The 24,358-nt window shown below is 48.3% G+C and carries 24 protein-coding genes and 3 pseudogenes; 11 read left to right on the top strand and 16 right to left on the bottom strand.

Annotated features, from left to right (window positions below; genetic code table 11):
• Window positions 1–198 precede the first annotated feature (198 nt).
• Both AC0QDI_RS22235 and AC0QDI_RS22230 read right to left on the bottom strand, forming a co-directional pair.
• A complete protein-coding gene (locus AC0QDI_RS22235) occupies window positions 199–1,602 on the bottom strand; it encodes a winged helix-turn-helix transcriptional regulator (protein WP_474671930.1) in 1,404 nt (467 codons plus the stop codon).
• A 42-nt stretch (window positions 1,603–1,644) separates the two neighbouring features.
• Window positions 1,645–2,103 (bottom strand): hypothetical protein, encoded by a 459-nt coding sequence (locus AC0QDI_RS22230; protein WP_474671928.1) that lies wholly within the window; start codon window positions 2,101–2,103, stop codon window positions 1,645–1,647.
• A gap of 799 nt (window positions 2,104–2,902) precedes the next feature.
• Here AC0QDI_RS22230 and AC0QDI_RS22225 point away from each other — a divergent pair.
• Window positions 2,903–3,436 carry a hypothetical protein gene (locus AC0QDI_RS22225; protein WP_474671926.1) on the top strand — a complete coding sequence of 178 codons (534 nt, stop codon included), beginning with the start codon at window positions 2,903–2,905 and terminating at the stop codon, window positions 3,434–3,436.
• A gap of 182 nt (window positions 3,437–3,618) precedes the next feature.
• Here the strand turns inward: AC0QDI_RS22225 and AC0QDI_RS22220 are convergent, their stop codons facing one another.
• The 4 genes from AC0QDI_RS22220 to AC0QDI_RS22205 form a co-directional block, all read right to left on the bottom strand.
• On the bottom strand, window positions 3,619–4,170 hold the full coding sequence (locus AC0QDI_RS22220; protein WP_474671924.1) for a TATA-box-binding protein: 552 nt from the start codon (window positions 4,168–4,170) through the stop codon (window positions 3,619–3,621).
• Window positions 4,171–4,176: 6 nt separating this feature from the next.
• Window positions 4,177–8,388 (bottom strand): Eco57I restriction-modification methylase domain-containing protein, encoded by a 4,212-nt coding sequence (locus AC0QDI_RS22215; RefSeq protein WP_474671922.1) that lies wholly within the window; start codon window positions 8,386–8,388, stop codon window positions 4,177–4,179.
• 282 nt (window positions 8,389–8,670) lie between these two features.
• Window positions 8,671–9,072 carry a TRAM domain-containing protein gene (locus tag AC0QDI_RS22210; RefSeq protein WP_474671920.1) on the bottom strand — a complete coding sequence of 134 codons (402 nt, stop codon included), beginning with the start codon at window positions 9,070–9,072 and terminating at the stop codon, window positions 8,671–8,673.
• Window positions 9,073–9,100: 28 nt separating this feature from the next.
• Window positions 9,101–9,337, bottom strand: coding sequence for a DeoR family transcriptional regulator (locus AC0QDI_RS22205; RefSeq protein WP_474671918.1), 237 nt, complete (start codon window positions 9,335–9,337; stop codon window positions 9,101–9,103).
• A 310-nt stretch (window positions 9,338–9,647) separates the two neighbouring features.
• On the opposite strand from AC0QDI_RS22205, the gene AC0QDI_RS22200 reads away from it, so the two are divergent.
• The 5 genes from AC0QDI_RS22200 (at window position 9,648) to AC0QDI_RS22180 (ending at window position 12,168) form a co-directional block, all read left to right on the top strand.
• On the top strand, window positions 9,648–10,232 hold the full coding sequence (locus tag AC0QDI_RS22200; protein WP_474671916.1) for a DUF7504 family protein: 585 nt from the start codon (window positions 9,648–9,650) through the stop codon (window positions 10,230–10,232).
• 14 nt (window positions 10,233–10,246) lie between these two features.
• Complete coding sequence (locus tag AC0QDI_RS22195) at window positions 10,247–10,486, top strand: HalOD1 output domain-containing protein (RefSeq protein WP_474671914.1); 240 nt, start codon at window positions 10,247–10,249, stop codon at window positions 10,484–10,486.
• Window positions 10,487–10,806: 320 nt separating this feature from the next.
• On the top strand, window positions 10,807–11,451 hold the full coding sequence (locus AC0QDI_RS22190; RefSeq protein ID WP_474671912.1) for a helix-turn-helix domain-containing protein: 645 nt from the start codon (window positions 10,807–10,809) through the stop codon (window positions 11,449–11,451).
• 49 nt (window positions 11,452–11,500) lie between these two features.
• On the top strand, window positions 11,501–11,800 hold the full coding sequence (locus tag AC0QDI_RS22185; protein WP_474671910.1) for a HalOD1 output domain-containing protein: 300 nt from the start codon (window positions 11,501–11,503) through the stop codon (window positions 11,798–11,800).
• The gene (locus tag AC0QDI_RS22180) at window positions 11,797–12,168 is read left to right on the top strand and encodes a DUF7522 family protein (protein ID WP_474671908.1); all 372 of its coding nucleotides are present in this window, start codon (window positions 11,797–11,799) and stop codon (window positions 12,166–12,168) included. Before AC0QDI_RS22185 ends, AC0QDI_RS22180 begins: the two co-directional genes overlap by 4 nt.
• 37 nt (window positions 12,169–12,205) lie before the next feature.
• Here AC0QDI_RS22180 and AC0QDI_RS22175 read toward each other — a convergent pair whose 3' ends face one another.
• Window positions 12,206–12,454 (bottom strand): MarR family transcriptional regulator, encoded by a 249-nt coding sequence (locus AC0QDI_RS22175; RefSeq protein WP_474671993.1) that lies wholly within the window; start codon window positions 12,452–12,454, stop codon window positions 12,206–12,208.
• A 357-nt stretch (window positions 12,455–12,811) separates the two neighbouring features.
• On the opposite strand from AC0QDI_RS22175, the gene AC0QDI_RS22170 reads away from it, so the two are divergent.
• Window positions 12,812–13,060, top strand: a complete 249-nt coding sequence (locus tag AC0QDI_RS22170) for a HalOD1 output domain-containing protein (protein WP_474671906.1) — start codon at window positions 12,812–12,814, stop codon at window positions 13,058–13,060.
• 115 nt (window positions 13,061–13,175) lie between these two features.
• On the opposite strand, the gene AC0QDI_RS22165 is transcribed toward AC0QDI_RS22170, so the two are convergent.
• Complete coding sequence (locus AC0QDI_RS22165; RefSeq protein ID WP_226777680.1) at window positions 13,176–13,562, bottom strand: MaoC family dehydratase; 387 nt, start codon at window positions 13,560–13,562, stop codon at window positions 13,176–13,178.
• 667 nt (window positions 13,563–14,229) lie between these two features.
• Entirely contained in the window at window positions 14,230–14,499 is a 270-nt protein-coding gene (locus AC0QDI_RS22160) for a PadR family transcriptional regulator (RefSeq protein ID WP_474671991.1), read from the bottom strand.
• A gap of 169 nt (window positions 14,500–14,668) precedes the next feature.
• Between AC0QDI_RS22160 and AC0QDI_RS22155 the strand changes: the two genes are divergently transcribed.
• Complete coding sequence (locus tag AC0QDI_RS22155) at window positions 14,669–15,226, top strand: TATA-box-binding protein (RefSeq protein WP_474671904.1); 558 nt, start codon at window positions 14,669–14,671, stop codon at window positions 15,224–15,226.
• Window positions 15,227–15,278: 52 nt separating this feature from the next.
• The gene (locus AC0QDI_RS22150; RefSeq protein WP_425607556.1) at window positions 15,279–15,437 is read left to right on the top strand and encodes a DUF7563 family protein; all 159 of its coding nucleotides are present in this window, start codon (window positions 15,279–15,281) and stop codon (window positions 15,435–15,437) included.
• A 137-nt stretch (window positions 15,438–15,574) separates the two neighbouring features.
• Here AC0QDI_RS22150 and AC0QDI_RS22145 read toward each other — a convergent pair whose 3' ends face one another.
• From AC0QDI_RS22145 to AC0QDI_RS22125, 5 genes and pseudogenes are all read right to left on the bottom strand, one after another.
• Entirely contained in the window at window positions 15,575–15,859 is a 285-nt protein-coding gene (locus AC0QDI_RS22145) for a hypothetical protein (protein WP_226777678.1), read from the bottom strand.
• Window positions 15,856–16,398 (bottom strand): hypothetical protein, encoded by a 543-nt coding sequence (locus AC0QDI_RS22140; RefSeq protein ID WP_226777677.1) that lies wholly within the window; start codon window positions 16,396–16,398, stop codon window positions 15,856–15,858. The genes AC0QDI_RS22145 and AC0QDI_RS22140 overlap by 4 nt, the downstream gene beginning before the upstream one ends.
• A gap of 499 nt (window positions 16,399–16,897) precedes the next feature.
• Window positions 16,898–18,178: a tyrosine-type recombinase/integrase gene (locus tag AC0QDI_RS22135; protein WP_474671901.1), complete on the bottom strand. Its 1,281-nt coding sequence runs from the start codon at window positions 18,176–18,178 to the stop codon at window positions 16,898–16,900.
• A 167-nt stretch (window positions 18,179–18,345) separates the two neighbouring features.
• Window positions 18,346–18,756, bottom strand: coding sequence for a hypothetical protein (locus tag AC0QDI_RS22130; RefSeq protein ID WP_474671899.1), 411 nt, complete (start codon window positions 18,754–18,756; stop codon window positions 18,346–18,348).
• 104 nt (window positions 18,757–18,860) lie between these two features.
• Window positions 18,861–19,561: pseudogene (locus AC0QDI_RS22125) on the bottom strand (IS5 family transposase); the annotation flags it as partial.
• 40 nt (window positions 19,562–19,601) lie between these two features.
• Between AC0QDI_RS22125 and AC0QDI_RS22120 the strand changes: the two are divergent.
• Window positions 19,602–20,237 (top strand): annotated as a pseudogene (locus AC0QDI_RS22120) (IS6 family transposase).
• 16 nt (window positions 20,238–20,253) lie between these two features.
• On the opposite strand, the gene AC0QDI_RS22115 reads toward AC0QDI_RS22120, so the two are convergent.
• The gene (locus AC0QDI_RS22115) at window positions 20,254–20,931 is read right to left on the bottom strand and encodes an IS6 family transposase (RefSeq protein ID WP_474671897.1); all 678 of its coding nucleotides are present in this window, start codon (window positions 20,929–20,931) and stop codon (window positions 20,254–20,256) included.
• Window positions 20,932–21,466: 535 nt separating this feature from the next.
• On the opposite strand from AC0QDI_RS22115, the pseudogene AC0QDI_RS22110 reads away from it, so the two are divergent.
• A pseudogene (locus tag AC0QDI_RS22110) lies at window positions 21,467–22,287 on the top strand (IS5 family transposase).
• 84 nt (window positions 22,288–22,371) lie between these two features.
• On the opposite strand, the gene AC0QDI_RS22105 reads toward AC0QDI_RS22110, so the two are convergent.
• Window positions 22,372–24,282, bottom strand: a complete 1,911-nt coding sequence (locus AC0QDI_RS22105) for a TRAP transporter permease (RefSeq protein WP_474671895.1) — start codon at window positions 24,280–24,282, stop codon at window positions 22,372–22,374.
• Window positions 24,283–24,358: the final 76 nt, after the last annotated feature.

Genomic DNA, 24,358 nt, shown 5'->3' with positions numbered 1-24,358 from the left:
TATAAACCCAATATGCGTGTGGCTCATGCAAATCTATGTGTCTGAGGCTATATAATAGGTGTATATAAACTCGAGAGTTCTTTGATCTTCGTGACAGTCCCTTCCAAATACTTTGATTGACGGGATCGGGAGTTTATATAGACCATTTATATAGTCAAAATGGGCGGGGGTTACATATTTACATTTTACATAAGGCTACTAGATGTCCGTACAGAGTTGATAGGTATTACTCCGACCAGTAGTGTCTTCTGTAATTAGACCGATTGCTTCGAGCTTCGGCGCGTTGTTAACAATCGTTGGTCTTGAAACACCAGCGGCATCTGCTAACTCTGACTGATTGAGTGGACTCTTATTGAATAACGCCCTCAGTATCTTCTTCTCTGTTTCCTTGAGTACCCCACTGTTGCCATTCTCTTCTTCGGGATGTTCATACTCACTCACAAAGAATTCGATAGTAACCTCCCAAACTCGCTGAAGTAATTTCGTCGCATTTTCCATGTGGACCTGCCGGATGACGGGAGAAGCATAATCTAGGGCAGCGAAAAGAGTACACAGCCTCATCCACTGGATGTGCATCCGTGTTAGATCTGGTTGTAGAACATCTTGGATGTGTGATGGTGCAGTCTCGATTTCCCCATAGACTACTTCCTCGACGGCATCTTTTTGCTGAGGGACGTGTTCAACATTGAACTTGAAATACTCCGGATACTGTTCGTGGATTATTCTGAGTACGATTCCTAGCCGTCCAACATCTTTCAGGTACTCTTCGTTCTCTTCAGCTACCGTCTTGAGATTGAGATCGAGCGTTTGAGTTGCAAAATCTACGATCTCGCTATTCGGGTTCTTGACTGTGCCATTCTTATGCTCGGTCCCCATGAACCCATCTAACAGCTCACTTGTGACTTTCTTTGTGTCCTCAAACGTGAAATCACGATAGAAAACAAGAAACCGTGAAAGCAATCCAGACTCCATAAAGAGTTCAAGATTCATATTTTGCGGGGGGTAGGTGATACCCATGAATGCGGCTTGAGCATCGTAGTCTATCACACCTGTCGCTAACTCTTTGTGGATATGATTGAAGTCCATTGCTTGATTAAGCGATTCAGTGAAGGTGTTGTCCTCGCCTGCTTGAGCTAGCTTAAATAGCGTATTGGACTCGTCGAACGCAACGATTTGTCTCTTCGCAGCGAGGCCATTAATGACATCACCGTCACGAACACCACCGATGAATCCCTCTTCGGACATTCCGGTGACTGCTTCATAACTCAGACCTGCAGCTCTCGCAACATGACCCGCGTACTTGAGTGCAGGGGACTTGCCAGACCCTGACTGCTGAATAGATAACGTATGAATTGTCGGAATCTCTGTGTTATTCTCGATATTAGTGAACCTTGTGTGGTGAACGGTTCTTGACAGTAACGTCAACAGGCTTGCCGAGTGAAGCATGTCATTGTTGACTGATACAGTATTGCCGACGGATCTGTATTCTTGAGGGAATTCAGCTCCCCACGGGAGTGGTTCGTTGAACTTCTTGTTGTACTCCTCTACTAGCTTTTGCCCATTCTCATTGAGATCCGACGTATCTCTCGTATTCTCCACCATCAAGGAACCTCGTTTACTCTTAGGATCTCCCCAGTGGGAAAGCTATTCGCGTCCATAGATCTCCTTCAAAAGGCAGTCCAGCGCATCTTCGCAAACGATCCAGATATGGCTCCCGTCGTCCTTCCTCCAAACCCGAGATGGCCTGGCCGGGAGTGATCGTTGGAGCTGTTGCCAGTCGAAATATTCATAGTGGATGAATGGGCCTCGAGAATTCATTGGTACAAACACTGCACGGTACTGTAAGAGGCCGTCAAGATCCCATTCAATGTCAGCTTCTTCAATATAATAGCGGTATTCTCCGTCTTGCGTTGTCTGTCCATTGTTGAGTTTCTGGGAGTCGATATCCACAGCACCATACTGTTTCTCTGTAATTGATGCAGAGGGATTTTCGAGGATGGACCCACCATCGGTCTTAAGAGCTTCGCGAGGCTGTCTTCTTGCCTTTTCGTCGGAGTCTTTATTGTTGTCTGAACCGTATTCGTTCATGATGAGATTGCCCATGTTGATTGGGTTGTCTGATCAAAGCGCATAGAATTCCACTGCTCTCGAGAGGCAAGTCCACAACTTGTCCTCGATACCGTATCGATCATCAGGACTTCCTCTGAGGCTTGCTAGAGCCGTTTGGAGACTCCTGTGTATTGGTTGAGTCTTCTTCACTCTGACCTCCGCAGGCGTATGTGTGGCCAGCCATTTGTCTTCTAACTGAGTCAAGCAATCCACCAGTTTCTCGATCTACTTTCAAAGCTTGTCGGAGAACACCGCCTTTGCTCATGCCAGCTCGATCTGGATCATTTGCGTGAACCCAACTTTTGCTTAGCTCCTCTGCTGGTCTCCAGCAAAGTTCTATACCGCTTAGTTCCTCGATGCTCGATGTTTCAGTCTCTTTTGAGGTCATTGTTGACCAGCCGAGACTTGGACGAAGCACGTATTAGAAGCTGGCAATACTCAAATAACAATTCAGAGCTAAGTTCAGCAAGTTTCTCAGACGTGATTTCAACAGAAGTTTCAGAGCGGATTTCAAGAGTTTGTGAGCATGAACCAGTCGAAGACATGACCAAAATTGTAGAATTACTTATATGAGATGGAGCTACCACCCCGGTGCATGCATATTTTAGCACGCTAGATTCTAAGCAATCGGTTTTAGCTAGACGCAATAGCCTAGATGGGACAGCAGTACTGTCTTTGGATCGTCTAGGCGTGCTGTCTACGGTGCCGAAGCAGTTACTAGGCATGCTTTTTCGTAAAACTAAGATTTAACTGCTATACATTTATCTCTGGTAGGTGCGTTGCTTCGGACGCAATGCATCAAACAAAAGAAGACCAGTATGATCGCATAACAAAGTTGCTCTGGTTAGGTCGAAAGCAAGCTGACATCGCCGAAGAGATTGGTGTGAGTACAGGCACTGTATCGAATTACCACCAAGAGTTAGAAGAAAGCGAAGGAGTCAAATATTTTGAGGTTCGGAAGAGAAACAAAAAATTGGATAAGGCAGGAGTGGAATTCTCTGAAGTTGAGGACACGCTTGAAGCTGTGGTCTCGGTAATGGAGCAGGAAGGACTAGCACCCCACCTTTCAGTTCAGGATGCTGCTAAAGTAATCAGTCTCGCTTCTCGATTCTATGACGAAAATGCAGATAAACACGATGTCGCTGTGAAGATGGGCGAGTTGGTTGCTGTATTCGAAGGTTTGGAAATAGAGCTCCATCAGGTTTTGGATGATCCTGAAATCCTGCGTGAACAAATTCAAGACAGTGTCCCAGAGAAGCGTACAAGAACGATGAGTGAGGCACGAAAACAGAAAGGAGCCAAGCTTCTCGAAATATCCCGGCATTAATCATCATCTGCCCGTTTCCCGGGAATCGATATATTGCCACACGTCCCTATGTGGTCCGAGATCGGTGCGTGGTCGTGTTTGATTCCGAATGGGCGAGGGAATTACCGATGAATCAACAAACACCACTGAGGGCGTTGTGCTCTACGTCAAGCGGTTGAATTCTAAATCCGGGAAATTGAGCATCAATTGGAATATTCTGATATCGTATTCTGTAGCTCTTCAAACGCTGTTTCGGCGATGTCTTTTCTTTTTGCACCTGTGATAACAACACGACCTGAAGCAAATAGGAGTAGAACACATCCCGCATTTTCTGGTCTATACACTAACCCAGGGAATTGCTCTGGTTCGTACTCTGTCCGTTCGAGACCCAACCCAATAGCGAGTGCGTTCAGGTTCAAGGTTTGGCCCAAGTCTGCCGTACAGACGAAATTTTGTATAGCGAACCACTCATCCTTGGGTTCTGCAATAACAGACATTTGAGTGAGAGTATTGAGAAACCGTTCTCGTGTCGAATGTGCTTCTTCTTCCGAATCTGCTCCTGTGACGATGTATTTCCCGGTTCGGTAGATTGTAATGAGCGGAGCATCGTCGTCAAATCTAAGGTAGATTCCAGGGTAGTGATTTGAGTCAAAGTCCGCGATTGATGAGTCCAAATCTTCCGCAAGTTGGGAGAGATCTAATTCGACGTCAAGAGAGCCCGATCCTACGACATTGACTACACCCTTCTCAAACAAAAAGTGTTACTGATTGATGGATTCTTCCACGACTTTAACTTCTTCCTCTGTTAGCCCGTACAGTTCATAAACAATCCTATCAATAGTTTTGTCAGTTTTCCGAAGGTTCTCCTCCAGTTCCTTAGCACGTTTTTCCGCCTTCAAATATGCCTCAAAGTCCTCTTTGATGTTGTCAACAGCTGGCAATTTGATCCCCTTCAAGCGATCTGCCAAGGAATTTGTTTTGGTAGCTGTTTCTCTGAAGTCAGCAAATCCATCTGCTTTCTCAACAGCAACAGGAACGAAATGCTCAACGAAGTCTGCCTCAAATTCATTGACATCATTCAACCGAAATGCCTCGATAGGCTTAGTTTCCGTATACCCCCAACGATCAGTCTCATAACCGTCTTCATCTTTCGGTTTATACCGAGCAGTAGCAGTTATAGCAACCGTAGATGCATCAGGACGTTCGATCTGAACGTCCCCAATACGGAGCTTTTCATAGTCCTTAGCGGTAGAATAGAGTATGGAATCAGTAGAGGCGGTCTTTGGAGGCTGGAACAGACCAACATCGTTCAGCTGTCTGGATTCCTCATAATTCCCCAGATATTGCAAGATATCTAGGCTTAATGAATTTCGCTTTTCGTGTAGGTCCTGTATTTTCTCTACTAAATCAGAGATAGCTTCTTGACCCAACTGACTCACATCATACTCGCTGTCTGAATTCTGATTGACGAGGACGCTATCTACATCAGATTCATCCTCGAGTATATCGAGAGATGAATACTCTTTTTCGAGTTTTTCAGAATCACAGTCGAACTCAACAGCTTTGATAGGGAGTTTTCTAATATCCTCTGGGTTCATCTCGCTGTATGACCCTTGCAGAGTTCCAGTAGCGAGGAACTGGTCGAAATAGTAATTAATGAGTTTTGAATTAACGACTCCAGAGAGATACTGTGGATCATATTTCTCCGAGTCTGGGCTTATTTCGTAGTCAACACCAGATTGGTAATCCTTGATCTCGTCATCCCACGGAACTGCATGGATAACGATATGGTTGGTGTAGTACCCATTGGGGTCATAGCAACTCTTTATCTGGTTATTCGATCCTGATATCCGAGAGAACATGATTTTTGGATTCTCAAATAGAGCAGGGAATTTAGGCCGGTGAAAATGCTCTTGATATGTGTAGTAATCCATATACTCGCCTTCCCAACTGATATGGTGACGTGAGATATCACTGCCAGAGACGTACTTCCGTTTGTTTTCACCATCCTCTTCAGAGATCACATCATCTTTTTTAAAGTCTAAATCGCTATCAGATGCACTGTGCGCAACTACACCAGGATTCACACAGCATAACTTTCCCAATAGAACACTTTCCGACTCGATTTTCGTTTTAATCGACATATCTTGCCTTGTGACTTCAATTCTGAAAGTAGAGTTCGAATATGACAAAAACCGTTCTGAATCAATCGAATACTGAGGCACGAATTGATTTGATTCATAGCTATAGATTCCGCATTCGTCCTTTTCCGGCGTATTTTCGGGAGAAACGATGTAGATTAAGCACTGCCGATCAACACCCTCAAACACATCGTGTTCTCCGAAAGAAATTAACTTCAAAATCTTATAGTCATTAATAAATATCTCTCGAAGGTTCTTACCGTATTTTTCTGTTGCTAAAGAGGTGGGAGTGATGAAAGAGTGATAGCCGGAATCCCGTGTGAGATTTGCTGCCCTATAACTGAACGGTATGAAGAGATCCCAATGCCCGCCAGTTGCTTCTGGATAAAGACTTTCGAGTAGTTCGGGCAATTTTTCATTTGACTCGGTTAGCTCCCAATTTGATACATAAGGTGGATTTCCGATCACAGCATCAAATCCTGCATCATTTCGTTTCTCTCCGTTTTCGTTAAAGAAAACATCAGGGTACTCAAGCTCCCAATGGAAGAATGCCTCCTCGGAACTCATTAGCTGTGCCATTTGGAACCAGCCCTCCTCCCCTATTTTCCTCCACTTGCCTTCATTCTCTATCGCTGCAGCCATCTGTTCAAATGCATCTTCGGGCGCATCTAATCCAAATCGTTCGGCAGTGTGGACGTTGGTAAGCTCGAACAGTCGCTGGTAGAGCGGATCTTTACGGATTTGATCGTAGATTTCCTCCATCGACTTGACGTCTTCCAGAGTTTCGTTGTCGATCTCGAGCAGTTCCTGCATCCGCTCCATGACGTGCTCCAAGGTGGCTTGACGGACACGTGCTAATGCTTGTGTGAGGGTGATCTGTCCATCATCACCGTTGGAAGATGAGCCGTTAGAGAGGACTTGTGTAACGTCTGAGCCGACTAGTGAATTGCCAGATTTCAGATGGTGGTCGAGGAAGGCCAACGGTCGGTCAGCTGCCAATGTGTCAAGCCACATTGAAAGCTTAGCGAGTTCGACCGCCATCCCGTTCAGATCCACTCCGTAAATACACTCTTTGGCGATTTCTCGCCGGATGTGCTGTTCGTCGAAGGCCACACCCATCTCTGTCTCGACTTCACGTACCTCGTTCATCACCTGCTCTGTCAGATAACCGGTTGCCCGGGTTAGGAAGTGGCCACTCCCCATCGCAGGATCCAAAATCTTCAGCTCGGTCACACGCCGAAGGAACGGACCAAGGTACTCCTGGGTGCCTGGAGTGAATCCTTGATCAACCAAATCTTCTCGGATCTCCTCAATCAAGGGATCTACTGTTTCTTCAACGATGTATGTGACTACGTAGTCAGGCGTGTAGTACGCACCAGTCGCTTTGCGTTCTCCTTCGTCGTTGACGACGTACAGGTTACCTTCAGCAACTGTTTCCACTGCGTCAGCCACTGTGACTTCTGTGGCGGGTTTCCAGACTTGTCCTCCGTCTTCTTCGACAGCTGCATAGTCTTCAGGCGCGATCCTGAACTGGTGCTCCAGTAGTCCTTCGTATACGCTCCCGAGGTGGCGGGTATCCAGGTCGCCGTAATCAGCCAAGACGTACCGTCCTTCTTCGTTCTCAGTGGTAGATAGTCGGTATATTACCTCAGCGAGGTGCTGGTTGCTGACCGAGTTGTCAGCGAGGAACTTGTGTTTCTCACGGTCAAACAGACCACCGTTGTATGGCGGGATTCCCAGGGATTTCTCGCCCTTATCGATCAACTCGAAGAGGTCCCCCAGCTGTCGCCACATGGTGAAGGAGTACTCGCTGTATTCGCTCTCGAATCCCTGATCAACTTCCCCTATCGTGTCGTGGATGCTCAGTCGGAGCTGGTCGAGGCTGAAGTTCTTCTCGTACTCATCTTGGGCTGCCTGATCTTCGGGATGGATGAGGTTCCGAGATTCTGCGTACAATACGAACATCAACCGGTACAGCAGTACCAATGACTGCTCTTTCAACTGTTTCAGCCCTTCTGTGTCGTCAGGGTCAATGTCGAGATCGTTTGACTCTATAAAACCGTGGCCGAGGACTCTCAGAGCAGTGAAAACGTTGTCCTGAAGGTCTTCGCCCAGTTTCTGGGATGCGGTCTCGCTTTCACTCCAGACTGTTTCAAGGAATGTGGACCCGCCTGTTTCTCGGAAGGCTTCTGGCCGGAAGAATGTGTAGAAGTATTTGAATTCCTCTACGTCACCTTGTTCGAGTAGTTCCAGAAGATCGACTTCGTAGTAGGTCTTCGTCTCGTAGTCCTTCGTCCCGTAGAGTCTCCACTTTCGTCCATTAGTAAGAATACCCCATTCGATGTTTTCAACGTTCTCGAGATAGTGTTTGATTTGGTGGGAGGCGTCTCTATAGGGTCGCTGTTCGCTGAATCGAACGTTGAAGTCAGCATCCCATTGCTTAGCTTCGACAAGACCGATCCCGCTGTCAAACAGGTCGGTAGTGTTCTGGGTATCCAAATAGAGAGACGCTGCATTACGGCGATTCACATCGTCTTCAAAGAGGAGAATGTCAACGTATCCGTTTCCTTCCGGGAGAGTCGTCTCGACCTGAGTCCCGTACCCAAGAACGTCGAGCACTTCGTCTATCCAGTTGTTGATCAGATCGTCCTCTTTGTAGCCCTCAACGAGGTCTCCTTCTAGGTCATATAGGGATCGAAGCTCCGTCATCGCCTGCTCTGCTTTTTCATCACATTCCCATTCGTTCCGATCCTTGAGCCGTTCGTCAAGATAGTGACTCGAGAAGAGATTGGAGTTGACGTAAGGTCGTTCGATGAGAGTCGCTTGGCTCATTCGTATGGTCCAACATGGGTCATGGCACCTACAAATAGATAATGCACGAGCACTATCCAAATTGCCAAACAGTGTTCGTTAGATCGAACCTGATAAAATTGGCTGAGGCATTCAGTTCGGTTTCATACCGGGTGTTGTACGGTCGAGATCAGCGCGTGAGACCGGTTGGAATGAAAATAGATGGTGACTATTACGAATCGTCGGATACTGTCATTCGGGTTTGTAGCCCCATGTGAAAATCGGAATAATCACACTACGTCAAACTATGAGTGCTGTTTAGATCTATCTGCGAATAATTTGTCCGATAGCAAAATTCTCCTTCACCATCTCGATTTCGACGGTCACTTCGTCGCCTCGTTTAGACTCGGGGACAATCACAACGTAGCCCCGCTCAATTTTCCCAATGCCATCGCCTTGGTCACCGATATCCTCAATTTCCACTTTACGAGTATCGCCCTCCTCAACAGGTGGACCAGAACGACTTTGTTCAGTTTGGGGCGTATCGGTAGTTGTATCATCCTGATTCTGTGGGGTATTTGTTAAGAGCAAAGCAACTCGATAGACATTGTCTTGGTCGGTATCGCCTTTCTGAAGTTCATTCTTCGGAACTTCGATAACGTACCGATCACGGTGTCGTTCAACTCTTGCACTATACAAGCAAAGGAGGTTATCTGAAATTTCCATATGACTTCCTTTAGTGGACTAACTAGACTTACGTGCTTGTTTCTACCGTTCGTGGAATCCACCACACAAACCGCTTTCCCACGTCTTTCATATTGAGTCGCCCCTCCTCTTCTAACATTTTCAGTCGTCTCCGTGCTGTTTGAAGGTGGTAGTCAAAGTGGTCTGAGACCTCCTTTGTGGTCACGACTTCTTCCTGCTCGATGAAAGCAAGTAATTCCTCGTCGGAATGCTTCTCAACAAAATATTCGTCTTTATCATCGCCCATGCTACGTTAAGCCAATTTTGGTAGCGCCGTGCCTTATGCGGAAATTCTACTTCGAACAGTGTTAGTTCTAACAGACATGGCTACATCCAGAACCTATATGTGAATGCGGAGGATAGTACTCAAATGCACGTTATGCCATTAGAATATCACGTTCAAATGAAGCTAAAATTAGGCCAAGACACAATTCGCTACAGAGACGAAAATCGACCTTGAATAGCTTTGCGTCGATTTACAAAGTGCTCGCAGCAGGACGTGGTCATAGTGGTTGATCAAGCGCGTAGAGCGCAGGGCTTCGAGTAATTAGAAAATCATGGACTTACAGAGAGGGAATGGGGATGAGCCGGAAACAGGAACGAATACGTTGATACTCTCGCCACTGTCTGACTCACAGGACGAGTTAGATCGGAACACGAATCCAAACTTTTCGGGAGAGGAACCTGTAGTGTTCGTGGCCTACAACCTATCGTCAAAGCAGATTATCGATTGTTGGCGAGATCAAGCGGGAACACTACCGGAAAATCTGGGTATCATTACTGCCGGAGAGTTAACGCGGTCTACATCAGTACGAACTTCCACAGTAGAGCTAAGTGATGATCTAAGCATTACAACAGTAGAGTCTGACGATTTATCCGGCCTTGGAATCGCAGTAAGTGATCATCTTTCACGCTGGAATAACGAGTCCTCGAGAGTATGGTTTTACTCGCTAACCCCTCTCGTACAGTCCATTGGTCTCAAGCTGGCATTCAGGTTTCTTCATGTTCTCGTAGGTAGAGTGAGGAGCTCTGAGGCTATTGCGTACTATCATATGGATCCATCAGCCCACGACATAGAGACGGTTACATCTCTCCAATATCTCTTCGATAGATCAATAGGGCTTGATGCCAACCGGAAATAACTCGTTCATATCCCATGAGCTACACAACCGAAAAGCAAAAAGACGAAACGTACTGTCATGCAATCATTCGTGCAGTAGCTGCTGTTGAAGATCGAGAACGGACAAATATCCATCCACCGCTCTACAATAGTGTTGATCCAGAAGCGCTAGATAGATTGTTTCATGCAGAGAAAGGACGAGTGACTTTTTCCTATCATGGTTACGAGGTTGCCGTAAAAGGTAGCGGTGAAATTCATCTCCGAGAGATCGATTGATAATCTTTCATGTATAGTTCGCGGATTTATTATGGAAAAATAACCACCATCCAAATTGATCGTTCGGGGTTCGACTCGACCCCACACGTTGTCCTGTGTGGACCGACATCGGCGTGTGGGCGCGTTTCGATAACGAACAGGTGGTATAACATCGAAACAACGAACAGTATTATGAGCAATATACGTGGGTTCAATGGATCGGACTTATACTATAATTTGGGAGGTATCTATCTTGCAGACTGTACCTTGTTGGAACCTACGTTACCCATTGGTCTGCATATCAGTGCTAATAAATTGACTTTCACTATAAATGTTAACCTATGAGTGTTACTGCTGAGTTTACAATCCCTCTTGCTGGAGTACCTGGCAAGCAAATTTTCGACTCACTCCCTGATGTGGAGATCGAGTTAGAGCGCATTGTACCAACTAATGAATCTGCATTACCCTTTTTCTGGGTATGGGGAGGAGATGGAGAGAGCTTTCAGGAAATTGCGGAACAAGAACCTGAAATACAGAATATGTGCCTGCTTAAAGAAGTTCAAAATGGCGCGCTATACAGCGCGGACTGGCATCCTGATGTAGATTTTATTGACATCCTCAAGGAATGCAATTCAGTAATACTCGAAGGTAAGGGGACGACTGATGGCTGGTTCTTTCGACTGCGTGCGGAAGACAGGGAAGATATTACTGACTTTCAACAATCGTTTGCTGAACTCGGAATACGGGTTCAGCTGCAGCGGATCTATGATTTAGAAGAACGTACTGAAGGACGCCATTTAAGCCTTACACGGAAACAGAGAGAAACGTTGACAATGGCCTACGAAGAGGGCTATTACGAGGAGCCTCGAGAGGTTTCCCAAGAGGAACTTGGTGAGATGATAGGGATCACTTCACGCGCTGTTTCACATCGGCTTCGGCGAGGGACGAGGCAACTCATTGAAAGCACCCTCACTTATACCCTGTAAATAGGGAATCTGCCTATTTAGAAAGAGAGCGAGTTGGTGTACTGGTGAAATGGTTCCCGAAGATAACAGCAACGAACACGATAAGGATAATGAAAGTACGGAAGGAAACGTGCATCAGAGTCATTGGAATGAGTCAACGGAGCGACCAAGTATGGTTGTCATTCGGTCATTAGCAGCATGCTCTGGAAAAGATCCACTAACATTAGACCCAATTAACCACAGTGCTGATCTTGAGGCGTTAGACAAGCTATTCGGAAATGGAAAAACCGATATCAGTGTCTCATTTTCTGTAGATCAGTACGAAATCACGATTACTGAGGGATGTATTGAGGTGAGAGAGTGTCCATGAAAGAACTTGCCACTGAGATTCACAACGTCTTGGATCGTATTGTCGGGCATGATCTGAAAGCACTTGGGTATTATACACCAGACGATTATGGACCGATCTATCTTTGTGACGAGATGCGTGACGAGTACACAGAAGACGAGGTTGAAGCCATCCTCAAAAATGCCCTACTCGAGACAATCAGCCAACCTGCGCACGAGGATCTACATGACGAGAGACTATATGTAACAATCCGAGTCTTCGAGAAAAAGGCTGACATTGCGATAACAACCGGAGAAAATTCTGGAGTGATTTTTGCACTTGATCCAGAAGGCGAATACTCCTATCAAGAAATTATTGATACGGTGTACGAAACAGTCGATTTGGACTAACGCACTAAGCGGGTACTCTGTTAAGAGATGAGGGAGATTACTCTGATAGTGAATATAGCTTCTGACGGGCATCTTGAAAGCTCATTCTCTCCACTATCACCCCCTCTTCCTCGAGTCTTGCGATAGCATATCGGACAGTTCGAGCCGCTAAAAGCGTCTCCTCTACAAGTTGTTTTTGGGTAAGTTCGTCTTCGTATTTGAGGACTCTATACACCAGTTTTGCGCTGGGTGGCAATTCCTCAAGTGCAGTTTTCTCTGTAGGAGGGGTCACGAGGTATGCTATCATTCCCTTCTGATTGGGCGGCTTAGAGAGTTTCGGTTCATTCATCAGATGTCTTCCGATTTTAACAAGTAAACACTCGACACAGCTTTCGGCATTTACTTATATTGTGTCACATGATGGCACAGTATGGTAGTGCGAATAAATGTAGAAGACGAAGCCGCCATCGAATTATCTAATATTGATGTCACTGTATATGGTGACTCTATAGAATTTTCGGTAGACGGAACAATTTCGGAGGTGCCAGACAGGATCCTGACCGAACTCTCAGGCGAACAGCTATCGCCAGTAGAAATATCTTTCAGTCAAAAATAATATATCGGAACAACTATCTTAGGCCAGCCTAAGCGTAATACTATACAGATGACGGAACACGAAGCAGAGTCCTTCTCAAATACTCCTAATAGCATCCAAATTGTTGAAACCATTGCTGAGCAAGATGGCAGAGATCCGACCGAGGTTGACTTCACGCTGAATGACCATGTGAATCCTGATGCGCTTGATTCGCTCCTTGAGACCGGGTCTGAAGAATTAGTTGTCACATTTACAATCGACGACAAAGTCGTTACAGTCGCCAACGATGGGACAATCGAAATAACAGACGAAGAGTAGCCAGCTGGTTTTTCAACAGTAAGAGGGAGGCATAGAACAATTCGCATAGCGTTCCTTTCGCTCAATTTGGACCGAACTATCCGTTCACTACACGCACGTATATCCGTTAATCGAGTTACTCGTCTTTCCAAATAATTCCGTTAGTTGCCGAGGTCAACACAGTCTCATCATCCGCGTTCTCACAAACAACGTCTGACGTGAATTCGTAACGGTCATCTCGTTCCTTAACTGTGTCAAACGTTGATCGACACGTGATTGGTTCGCCAGTGTAGACCGGCTGATGAAAGTTGAATTCCATCGTACTGGCTAACACTTCGTTGTCGCTACCCAGTTTCGTCGGCAGAGTCGCGGTCAATAATCCCTGCACCATCACCTGTCCGTCTTCATCCGGCTCGGTATGACGGGGTTGATCGTCACCAGTGAGTTCTGCAAACTGCTGCACATCTTTAACTGTAAACGTTCGCTCAAATGTTCTCGTCTCACCTTCAGTTGGCTGAGTCATCGGAATCGACTTCGAGAAAGAGACTCGTAGTATAACAAGATAACGTTGACGAGATAAACGAGTTGTCTGCATGCAACGTTCCCTTCCGCTACTGACGCGCAGTCCGGGAATTGCTTGGCTATACTGAGCAAGATGTGCTTCACCTATACTTATCGAATCAGGGTGCCTACATAGTAGGTGTGAGAGCTGTACTATGACACCCTCCTTAACTGATTAACGCTCGGTACTCATCCTCCAACTCAACCAGATACATCTCCGAACTAATCCATCCATCTCAATCACCCAATTAGAACAAACACCTGCAAGCTCCGAACATATCTCAAACAATCCCCTCATCAAACCCTCACTCCCGATCCACTAACTGCACCTCACGGGAGATCCTAGTACAAGACTCAATATTTTATACCACAGCCGGCTTACGAGATTTATGCAAGAACGCGGCCTTCACATTCTCGAGTTTCCTGCGGATCACCACACGCCCGTCTCAACCTAATCTCTCTTCGGTAGCTCACTACCCCTCTGCTTTAACCATTGACCAACTCCTTACCGTGGATCTTCAGACCTGGTGAGACTGACGCCGATTCTAAACCAACCATACCACATAGTATCCTATGTAACTTGCTTAACAGCACCTATGAAAACAGAGACGACTTCTCCGTAGAATATTTTAGAGATACTCCTCCTCCCACTCAAGGCGCTCACTGATCAACTCCGCCCCATCATCAGTAATCTCATAGAAGTTAGTCCGACGATCCAGCTGGCCTTTCTCGACAAGTTCTTTGTTGACAAGGGTATCCAAGTTCGGATACAGCCGCCCATGGTTAATATCCGTACTATAGTATGTCTCAACCTCATCCTTCACATCTTGGCCAGATGGCTGGTCAGTGCCAGCAATCACGTACAACAGATCTCGCTGGAATCCCGTCAAATCGTGCATTGGCAGGTACTCAAATACTCTCATCGGTCAAGCAGCTAATCGTAACTCGCCACATACATCCTATAAGCCTCTCTCTACACGCCCTACAAGCTCTTCTACGATTTCTACGGTAGTTGCGTAGCCGCCTCCGGAATTTATAACCCATCTACAACCTCTAGTCTATCTACCGATGACAGATCTGATAGATACCCTCTCTACAGAGAATGTGGTTGCTTCTACTAGTATTGACCAAGAACTCAACTTAGAAGCATTATCAAACGATCTTAACGGAGTAGACTATAATCCAGAGCAATTCCCCGGCTTAGTCTACAGAACACAGAACCCAAAAGCCGCATCTCTGATTTTCCGCTCTGGAAAATTGGTCTGTACCGGAGCATCCTCAGTCGATGATGTGAACTCCGCTATTTCCATAACCTTCGAACAACTCCAAGAGCTAGGGATCGAGATACCAGATGATCCCGAGATCATCGTTCAGAATATTGTGACTAGCGGAGATCTAGGGGGTACATTGAACTTGAACGGGGCTGCTATCGGGCTTGGGTTAGAACATATTGAGTATGAGCCAGAGCAATTCCCTGGATTGGTTTACCGTGGCGAGGATTTAGATGCGGTAGCTCTCCTCTTTGGGAGCGGGAAAATCATAATCACTGGAGGCACGGAAATCGATGAAGCAAAAGACGTTATTCAGAATATTGCCTCAAAGCTTCAAGACTTAGGTCTGCTGTAAAGTAGAAATGATCAATATATCCCAAAGGCTACCGAACCAGAGATGAAAGGAGATGCCTGAATGTCAAAATTGCGGCACTCATGTTACTGTACAATATGCTCGTGTGTTCACTCCGGATGGCGTTGATGAACCACGGGTCTGTCCACAGTGTCCCGATAAACTTCGAGATGGCGCAATTATTCGGGAGGCAAAATCACAACGCCGGGGATAGAATACACCGTACTCTACACCGGACATGGCAGTCCGTTTTTCTTCAACTTGATCTCGGCTGACTTCCGCGGTTGCTATAGGACGCTTACTAAGCAAGATAGGGAACAGAAGGTATACCTTAGGCCACCCTCTATTCTATTAGAACTGGTTCATCACCTTTCTTGCAATTTGTTCAGCTTCTTCCCCACGCTCTACATCCATCCCGACAGCAATCTCTTTGACCCCTTCACATGGATCAATCAGAATCACCCGGTGAGCGTTAGCAAAGCCCGGCTGTTCGTAAGTCTTGTACGGATTCACTCTCACTTCCGCTCCCGACTCTTCGTGATCGAATCGAGCGATCAGCTTGAAGTTCCCGGAGAATTTGTATGTGGTAACTTCCCATCCTTCAGGAAGATCATCTGGTGGCTCTGCTTTTCTCATCGTTTCCCCTCTACCTTCGCAAGTCCCTCTTCAAGCGTGCCCTCAAACCGCCAGTCTGCGAGTTCAAATGCTCGTTCTGTCTCCTCTCGAGAATCCCGAGGGAAATCATCGCGTCCTGCTATCTTGACTCGCCAATCTAAGTACTTCGTGTCTGAGACCTCCACCACGTAGAGGAAATCCTCATCTCCGTGGATCCCGCTTGCTGGGTCTTCTACGCCGTGGCCGAGAAGATAGGATGGAGTTGGCGAACACTCCTTCCAAGAGTCAACCTTGAGGACTTCAGCAACCGATTTCGGCGATTCGTTGTAACTCCCACTCTTGTCTCTGAAGGACTGTTCCAACGACCAAAGCTTGTCTACGAAGACGAATTGAGCAGCCGTATATGCTGCAGTCCTCTTTGCCATTGTTACCTGCAAGAGTCGTTTGAGGTGATCGAGATTCGAGAGGACGTTTTCAGGATTTCCATAGGAATGACGGAAAACCTGAGAAGCGTATTCCGATTCTTCTTCAGTGAACCGGAGTTGACAGCGGCAGCTCATAGCGAGTACCTCGTTGGATCAAGATCGGTGTTTCTCGAGATTGATCTGACTCGTTTGACCTGATATTCGCCGGTTGCTCGGTCGCTCTCACCCCACGAACAGATCGGACAGCCCTTTCCATGTAATAACTTCTCGCGTTTTCCCATCGACATCTCGTTACAGAGATAGTAGAACCCCCACGGCTCGCCACACAACCCACAAGTAATGTCGTTCATCATTCATTCCCCCATGTCTGTACGACTCGATACGAGTAATTCTCCTGGCTTGGCCCACATACTGCGTGTGTGTGGGTCGCTATACTATCGGCTAAGCAATTCTTTTGGACTTTCATAGGTAGTAACCTCGAGAATCGGCTGAATTACGCGTTGTATAGCCGATTCAATACTTTCAGAACCACACCAAAACAATCAAATTTTTTAAGAGTAGTTGAGATGAGTTCCAGACTGTGCCGACACAGATGGTTCTCTATTGTGTAGGTGCTCGGCGCAAGATCACATAATTATGACTCGGCGGTGCCACCAGGCCCGAACTTTCGATAGGCCCGTTTCAGGTCTTCCTTCGTGAACCGGAGATATTCTTTCGTCGTGTCGAGAGAATTATGACCCATGATGTCAGCTAAGTTCTTAATGTCCATTCCGTTCTTGAGTGATTGAACAGCGAAGCCATGTCGAAGGCCGTGAGGAGTGATCTTATGCCGAGGATTCCCATTTGCGTCTATATACATCGTCTCCTGAATTCCAGCTGCTTCCGCAGCCTGGAGCACGGTACGATTGATCTGCTGAGGGTGGAGTTGTTCACTTTGCTCAGTCAGGAATATATAGGGTGACTCTTCGGCGTACATCGAGCTATTTCGGAGGCCGCCATCAAGCCAGATATTCAACCGATCACTGAGATCTGATTGATAGAAGACAGTCCGGTTCTTCCCGTTTTTACCTCTTACGTCGATGTAGCCCTCGTCTCTATTCAAATCGCTTATCCTGAGATCCACGACCTCTTGTCTGCGCATCCCTGTCTGCCACATCAATTCTATCATCAGTTCATTTCTGATTGTCGGGCTAGGTACGTTTTCCAAGAGCAGGTCTTTTTGCTCCGATGTGATGTAGAAAATCTCCTCTTTCAACTCCTCGCTCTTCCGAGAGGGTTGTTTGTAATCGACGATGTCTGCTTTGTCCAGGTTCACATCGTCTGCTGGATTTTCGTCTAGGCTTTTCTCTTTTTCATGAAGAAAGGTCAGCAAGGTCGAGACTGTCGAGTACCTATCTATGACCGTTCCATTCGAGTAGCCTTTGCCAGTGAGGTAGATCGCGTAATCCTCGAGATCGAGCGGTTCCACCTCAACCAATTCGCTCTGGAGATCCCGTTCAAGCCACTCTGAGAAGAGGATGAGTCCATATTCTCTCGTTTGAATCGTCGTCTTTGTTTTTGTTGCTCGCACTCGCCTGAGGAATTTCGTTGCCTCATCAAGAACGAGACACTCTACGACATCGACGTTCTCGCATGGGTTGGTAGTGACACTCCCTTCCTCCGCCAGATAGCCGTAGTATCTTGTGAGACTCCAGAACACGGTATTCCTGATCTCGTTGTAGGGCTGTTCCCAGTTGTGCTTGAGCCACACAACGAACTCTCTCAGATTATTCCCTGTGACCGTTTCAGCTTCCAGTTCAGTGGTATCGAGACACTGAGAATAGAGGGTGAGGGCCGTCGTATGGGACTCAATCGTGGACGCTGCTAATCGGCGCTCTTTGCACTCTTCGATGAAGGTGTCTGCAGAAGCTATCATTGTGCTTACTCTCGTTTGTAGTAGTGAACGAGCTCGTCCTCACTCTCTGTTTGACAGATTGAGTGAGTCGTATTCCGCAATCGTTGGACAGCCATCTCGACAGCCGATTCGTCTGCGTCCAGATGTTGAGCCAGATCTTCAACCGAACCAGTATTTCCAGGCTTCCCCTATAGCTTCTTCGCCTCTGCTTTGTGGATGTCGTGGATCGAGGTAGGTAGTTGCTGATAGACGCGAGTAACCAACTCGTCAAGGTCATCATCACCATAGCGATTAGCTTCGATAGCTGAAAGCCGCCGATCCATCGAACTGAGTTTGGTGGTAATCCCACTCAGCTTCTCGAGGATCTCCTCAGATGAATCGTCTTGGTGGTACGATGACTGAGGTTCGCCATCATTGGCTTCTGCTTGAGCTATCTCTTTTTCGGCTGCCGTTCTGAGGAAGTGCGAGAGGGTTGCATAATCGCTTTTCTCGACAAACGACTCCCATCCTATCTTCTTTGCATCATTAACTCTGAAGTTGACCTGTTGCTTTTCATTATCTTGGTTAAGATCTTGCTGTCCATTGTTTTCTCTACGCATCTTTTGTTATTTGATATACCATATAATGGTATGTTTACCAATTATATAAATGTATGGACGTTCATCGGCATTCAGAGGATGGGGCCTTGTTTGAACGCGTGATTTCACGGGTGTGAGTCCTCTATTGCGCGTTCGATGTTGCGGACGGCGGATTTCATGACAAGTTCACGGAATTGACCGAACCATGTTCTCGACCAGAGCGTATCGCCGTATCTGCGTTGGAGTCCGAAAAACACCGATTCAGCGTTTGATCGCTGGTGATACGCCCGATCCTTGATGAGCAAATTTCTCGCCCACCCCACATTCCAGGGTCTCGCTGCGGAATCAGCGGCGTGATACTTTCTGCACGCAACCTGGTGCGAATCTCTTCCCAATTGTAGCCCTTATCGGCAGCGACAGTCGCCAAATCGTCGAGATTCCGCACTAACACCTGCCAGCCGACCTGTGTATCGTGCGGTTGTCTCATCGAACAGTGTATATCAAGAATTGCACTGGTTTCACAATCGATGAGCAGCGTCGTCTTCACCGCCTCAAACGTGTAGTCCGTCCGTTTTGCGTAGTGCTGGCTGGCTTGGACGCGATCGACACCGGTTGCGTCGATCGCCTGCACATCACCGAGATCATACAGTTCGACGGACTGATCGAGGATCGCTCGCCGCCACTTCATCGGAATTGCCTGCTTTCGCGTACACACCGTCGAGAAGTGTGGAACCGTTTCAGGCGTCAATCCGAGTGATTTCGTCATTCTCGGCATCTCGCGGAGGACGTCAATCAGCTTTCGGTACGGATGGCCGGCGCTGTTTCGTTAAGCATGAAAAGTGAGGCGGCACGATTTTGTGGTGTCCATGCCAAAAATCCGCCGCCTCAGTGGGTGTAGCGACTGGATCAATTTGAGTTTTGTGGAGCGAGAGCGGACACCGCGCCAGCTAATAGAGCTTGGTATTCGACTCCATCTTGCTGGCCTCTCGCTTTCGAATACCGTTCGAGAATTGGAGAAGTTCGGTGTCGAACGCAGTCGTAAGGCAGTCCACGATTGGGTCCACAAGTGCAATCTACAGCCGGCGGATGACGAGAAGTCGAATCACGTCGCGCTCGACGAGACAGTGATTCAAATCGACGAACATCGGTATTGGCTGTACACTGCTATCGATCCGGAAACGAACAATATTCTCAATATACGGCTGTATCCAACGACTACGACCGCGTTAACAGAACGATTCCTGCAGGAACTCTCTGAGAAACATGATCTCGATGATGCCGTGTTTCTCGTCGATGGAGCAAAACATCTCCAGACTGCACTCCGTCGATCTGGGCTTCGATTTCGATATGAAAAACATGGAAATCGGAACGCTGCTGAACATGTCTTCCGTTAGATAAATCGACGTACTTCTTCGTTCTCAAATTGTTTTAGTCATGCACAACCGTCAACAGCTGAATCATGGCTCCAAGCCTTCGCCGTCTGGCACAATGCTACAAATTAAACACGACCGGCACTGTCTAGTTTAGCACCTCGGCGGGAGTCTGTCCGTTGAGTGACTGGTGCGGTCGTTGTGTGTTATAGTAGTGTACAAACTGTTCAAGCCATTCTCTAACGCTCGCCCGACTACCCACCCACGAGTTATGGAAGCGGTCAACTCTCATCTTCAAGGTGTGAAACCACCTTTCGATCAGGTTTCTTTCGACGTAGTTGAGCTGACCGCTCAATTCTAATCGAGAGAGGGCAGTCAGATATCCGTAGCCATCGACGAGAAACACCGTGTCAGAGAGATCGTGTTTCTCGGTCAATCGATGGAGGAACGCAGCGGCTGGATCGGTGCCTCGGCGTCCAAAGACTGCGACATCGAGAATCAACCGTGAGTCTAGGCCGATTGCAGCGTACACCCAAGACCAATCGCCGTTAATCTTGACAGCGGTTTCATCAATGGCGACCCGCGACGGCGAAGCCGTCGGCGGGTCTGGCACGCTGTCAGCCAGCCGATGTACCCAGTGCCAGATCGCTTGATGAGAGCGTTCTACGCCGATCAAGCGAAGAATCGCTTGTGTCTCTCGAAGCGAACAACCGGTCGCGTGGAGACGAACGACGAACACCCTGACGGGCGTCGCCGTCCGCTCACGCTCCCAAGCTTCATCAAATTCCGCCGCGTAACACTCGCTGAGCAGGTCTGCGAGCATCATCCTCAACTCACTCCACGACCTGCTCGCTTCTCAAACCGCGCTAACTAGACGGTGCCACACGACCTCACTGGTCCATGAATCGGGAAGTCCTTCTTGACGTACAGCGGCGTATCATCCGATTCATCGTATCTACGTTTCACCTAAACATATTCTCACATATGGGACCAATCCGATGCTGGTCTTTCTCCAACGGAACCACACATTTCAAACTCTTGTCCTCAAGTGTGTCGATTACATCTGCTGAGTGGAACTCCCGGTCGGAATACACCGTTCGAATGTCGACGTACTATTCAGCAATCGAAAGCAGTCGTCAAGCAACATTACCAATATAATAAGACTTATTATCTCCAAGGTATGAATTCGTGTCGGCGTACTCGGTACTTACGAGTGATAGACACCAATAATAAGGGTGTGTTGTTTCCAATATCATCGATGAAGTGTGTCTTATCGGCTGCGTTGAATCACTAGACAGCGTCGGGGAATGTCAGTAAATCGAAGGAGTTGAAGCGGGAGACTTCAGTTGTTCGTGACCTAAATATCCCGTTTCACCGAGCATTGTGTCTCGATTGCTCAAAGAGTTACGGGTGAACGAGGCGAATCCGCCGCCCCAAGCGGTGGCGGCGGATTCGCCGACTATACCCTTGTTTCGCTGCATTGTCTCCGTATTTACCTCGATACGTCCTACCGGATGACGATCGATCTTCTGAAGGAAATGCCGCAAATAACAGGGGAGATCGGCCTTGACGAGGCCGATCTCTCTGCGCCTTCCATGCTGGGTAAGGCGTTTGATCGGATCGAGATGAGCGTCTGTCGAGTGCTGCTACGCCAGTCGGCGCAGCTGCACGACCCCTCTGGACATGCTGCAATCGACGTAACGCTCTATGAACGAGATCGTGCTAGCCGCCACTACTGCCACCGAACAAATTATCGCGTTCAGACGCTCAAAGTGACAAAATCGTCGATACAGCAACGCAAGCTGTGCTCGATCTTCACTGCTCGACGACGTTAGAAGGTAGCGACGCAGACCTCTGTGAGCAGATCGCCCGCCGAAATGCGGGCGATCTGCGGTCTCTGGCCGCTGATAAGGGCTATGACAAGCAGCAACTCCGTGAGCGATTTCGTGAACTCGACATTCGCCCGCTGATCAAACACCGGATCTTCGCGCCGTACGATCACGCACACAACGCCCAAATTGACGATGATCGGTACGCTCAGCGGTCAATGACCGAAACCGTCAACTCCGCCGTCAAGCGCTCGCTCGGCTACGCCGTGCGAGCGCGTAGCTGGAATCGTGAGTTCCGTGAAATTGCTCTGATGTGTGTCGTCTACAACATCAAACGTGCCGTCAAACAGTGAAATCCTCCGCCTTACAGCGATTCAACAGAGCCGTCTTATCATACTGTTTTTATTGTCGGAGAAAGCGCCGTCCCGCCTACGCCGTTACCCGAGTCGGGCGGAGACGGACGTAGTGATTGATCCGATGTACTGGGCAGTAAACATCACGATCAGGACGCCTAGGATGACGAGCGAGACGGCGATATTGGGGTAGACCATGACCACGAGACCGCCGGCAACGTAGATGGCCCGAACCACGCTGTCGACGTATCGGTTGGACCCCCATGTACTCGGGTAGTTGATCCCATGGGTGATAGTGATCCCACCACATAGGATGATACTCGCGACGAGGATACGTGTGGTGATCCCGCCCGCGATGAACAGTTCAGGGTTGTAAAGGAATACGATAGGGAGAACGAACAGGACTGCAGAGATCCTGATTGCCGCAAAACAGGTCCGCCAAAAGTTTGCCCCGGCGATACCGCTAGCGACAACCGCTGCCGTCGCTATGGGTGGGGTGATAAATGAGAGAATGGCTGAGTAGAATACGAAGTAGTGCGCGGCAATATCGGGCACCAGGAACGACTCGACGAACGTGGGTGCGACGAGGATAGCGACAATAGTGTAGGCCGCGACCGAGGGCATCCCCATCCCGAGGAGGATGCAGATAAACATCGACATGATCGCCGCAATCAGTAGCGTTCCGCCCGCGATATCGATCAACGCAAGCGTAAGCGATCCCGGCAACCCGGTGGCGTTGATGATATCGACAATACCAGTGATCAGGGCAATGATGATCGCGATAGGTGCGAGGATGATTGCTCCATATCGAAAGCCATCGAGTGTCTGAGTTGACGAGGAGACGAGCACGCTTGTGATCGCCTCGCCGTTGGATACGACGGATTTGAGCAACGGAAACACGTAGCCCGATACGACTTGGACGAAAACAGTGACCATTGCCGCGGACATGATCGTCCACTGTGCGATACCGAGCGTGTAGACGAGAACCACGAACGGCACCACGAACTTGAGAACATCAAATGCCAGTTCGACATTCGACTGACCCGTGTCGACGTCGACGTCAATATCGGGCGAGAGGCCGCCCGGCGAGTATCGAAGTGCCGCGTAGTGGACGCCGACGGCAACGGAGACAATGAAAATTACTGCTGGGAGCAATCCGGCAGTAACGACGTCAAAGTAGGTTATTCCCAGCAGCGACGCCATCACGAACGCTGCCGATCCCATGATCGGCGGCATTAACTGCCCGCTGGAGGAGGCGGTCGCCTCGACACCGCCTGCCGCCTCGGGGGGGAGGCCGCTTTCTTTCATCAGTGGGATTGTCACTGACCCGGTCATGGCGGCGTTCGACGACGGCGACCCGTTGATCGAGCCAATAATCATGCTGGCGACGACGGCGAACTGTGCGACGCCGGAGCGCGACCACGTTGCTACCCGGGAAACGCCTTTCATGATCAGGTCAAACGCGCCGTAAGCCTGAATCAAACCAGTGTAGAGCAGGAATAGTGCGACCCAGGCGGCAATGATTCGGGAGATGCTTCCAAAGAAGCCGGTGATGTCGAGGACGTATACCTCGAGCAAGCGTGTGGGACTCAGGCCGCTGTGGCCGAAGATCCCGGGTATGAACCCGCCCCCGAGACCGTAGAGGGTGACAAGGCCGGCTACGACGAGGAAGGCGACGCCAAAGGCGCGGTACGCGAGGTACGCGATCGTGGCCACTAGGAGGGCAGCAATCACGTACTCGTGCATGAAGTAGACCCCGGGCCGTTCGTAAAATAGTGGCCAGAAGTACGCCGTCACATAGCTAATGGTGGCGACCGTGATCACACCGAAGACACCAAGGACCGCGACCGTTCGGGTGTCGTCCTCGGCGAGGGATTTCGAGGCTTCGTTGACGATGAACACGAGCGCGCTCCCGCCGACGAAGAGGATGGTATACCGTGGCCGTGGGATCCAAAGCGTGATTGCATAGACGAGGATAAATGTCCAGTACAACAACGAGAGCCCAATTAGCGGCCAATCTAATCTAGTCGTAGTCTCTTCCAGCTCAAACGAGTTTCCTGTGGACATAGTA

Source organism: Natrinema sp. LJW11, from assembly GCF_056135975.1.
Note: the sequence above shows the minus strand (reverse complement) of the source record. Positions and strands in the feature narration are given on the sequence as shown.

What these genes read in the sequence shown, in the direction of transcription:
- AC0QDI_RS22235 (WP_474671930.1), bottom strand. Translation starts at nt 1,602, where the DNA reads ATGGTGGAGAATACGAGAGATACGTCGGATCTCAATGAGAATGGGCAA.
- AC0QDI_RS22230 (WP_474671928.1), bottom strand. Translation starts at nt 2,103, where the DNA reads ATGGGCAATCTCATCATGAACGAATACGGTTCAGACAACAATAAAGAC.
- AC0QDI_RS22225 (WP_474671926.1), top strand. Translation starts at nt 2,903, where the DNA reads ATGCATCAAACAAAAGAAGACCAGTATGATCGCATAACAAAGTTGCTC.
- AC0QDI_RS22215 (WP_474671922.1), bottom strand. Translation starts at nt 8,388, where the DNA reads ATGAGCCAAGCGACTCTCATCGAACGACCTTACGTCAACTCCAATCTC.
- AC0QDI_RS22210 (WP_474671920.1), bottom strand. Translation starts at nt 9,072, where the DNA reads ATGGAAATTTCAGATAACCTCCTTTGCTTGTATAGTGCAAGAGTTGAA.
- AC0QDI_RS22205 (WP_474671918.1), bottom strand. Translation starts at nt 9,337, where the DNA reads ATGGGCGATGATAAAGACGAATATTTTGTTGAGAAGCATTCCGACGAG.
- AC0QDI_RS22200 (WP_474671916.1), top strand. Translation starts at nt 9,648, where the DNA reads ATGGACTTACAGAGAGGGAATGGGGATGAGCCGGAAACAGGAACGAAT.
- AC0QDI_RS22195 (WP_474671914.1), top strand. Translation starts at nt 10,247, where the DNA reads ATGAGCTACACAACCGAAAAGCAAAAAGACGAAACGTACTGTCATGCA.
- AC0QDI_RS22190 (WP_474671912.1), top strand. Translation starts at nt 10,807, where the DNA reads ATGAGTGTTACTGCTGAGTTTACAATCCCTCTTGCTGGAGTACCTGGC.
- AC0QDI_RS22185 (WP_474671910.1), top strand. Translation starts at nt 11,501, where the DNA reads ATGGTTCCCGAAGATAACAGCAACGAACACGATAAGGATAATGAAAGT.
- AC0QDI_RS22180 (WP_474671908.1), top strand. Translation starts at nt 11,797, where the DNA reads ATGAAAGAACTTGCCACTGAGATTCACAACGTCTTGGATCGTATTGTC.
- AC0QDI_RS22175 (WP_474671993.1), bottom strand. Translation starts at nt 12,454, where the DNA reads ATGATAGCATACCTCGTGACCCCTCCTACAGAGAAAACTGCACTTGAG.
- AC0QDI_RS22170 (WP_474671906.1), top strand. Translation starts at nt 12,812, where the DNA reads ATGACGGAACACGAAGCAGAGTCCTTCTCAAATACTCCTAATAGCATC.
- AC0QDI_RS22165 (WP_226777680.1), bottom strand. Translation starts at nt 13,562, where the DNA reads ATGACTCAGCCAACTGAAGGTGAGACGAGAACATTTGAGCGAACGTTT.
- AC0QDI_RS22160 (WP_474671991.1), bottom strand. Translation starts at nt 14,499, where the DNA reads ATGCACGATTTGACGGGATTCCAGCGAGATCTGTTGTACGTGATTGCT.
- AC0QDI_RS22155 (WP_474671904.1), top strand. Translation starts at nt 14,669, where the DNA reads ATGACAGATCTGATAGATACCCTCTCTACAGAGAATGTGGTTGCTTCT.
- AC0QDI_RS22150 (WP_425607556.1), top strand. Translation starts at nt 15,279, where the DNA reads ATGCCTGAATGTCAAAATTGCGGCACTCATGTTACTGTACAATATGCT.
- AC0QDI_RS22145 (WP_226777678.1), bottom strand. Translation starts at nt 15,859, where the DNA reads ATGAGAAAAGCAGAGCCACCAGATGATCTTCCTGAAGGATGGGAAGTT.
- AC0QDI_RS22140 (WP_226777677.1), bottom strand. Translation starts at nt 16,398, where the DNA reads ATGAGCTGCCGCTGTCAACTCCGGTTCACTGAAGAAGAATCGGAATAC.
- AC0QDI_RS22135 (WP_474671901.1), bottom strand. Translation starts at nt 18,178, where the DNA reads ATGATAGCTTCTGCAGACACCTTCATCGAAGAGTGCAAAGAGCGCCGA.
- AC0QDI_RS22130 (WP_474671899.1), bottom strand. Translation starts at nt 18,756, where the DNA reads ATGCGTAGAGAAAACAATGGACAGCAAGATCTTAACCAAGATAATGAA.
- AC0QDI_RS22115 (WP_474671897.1), bottom strand. Translation starts at nt 20,931, where the DNA reads ATGATGCTCGCAGACCTGCTCAGCGAGTGTTACGCGGCGGAATTTGAT.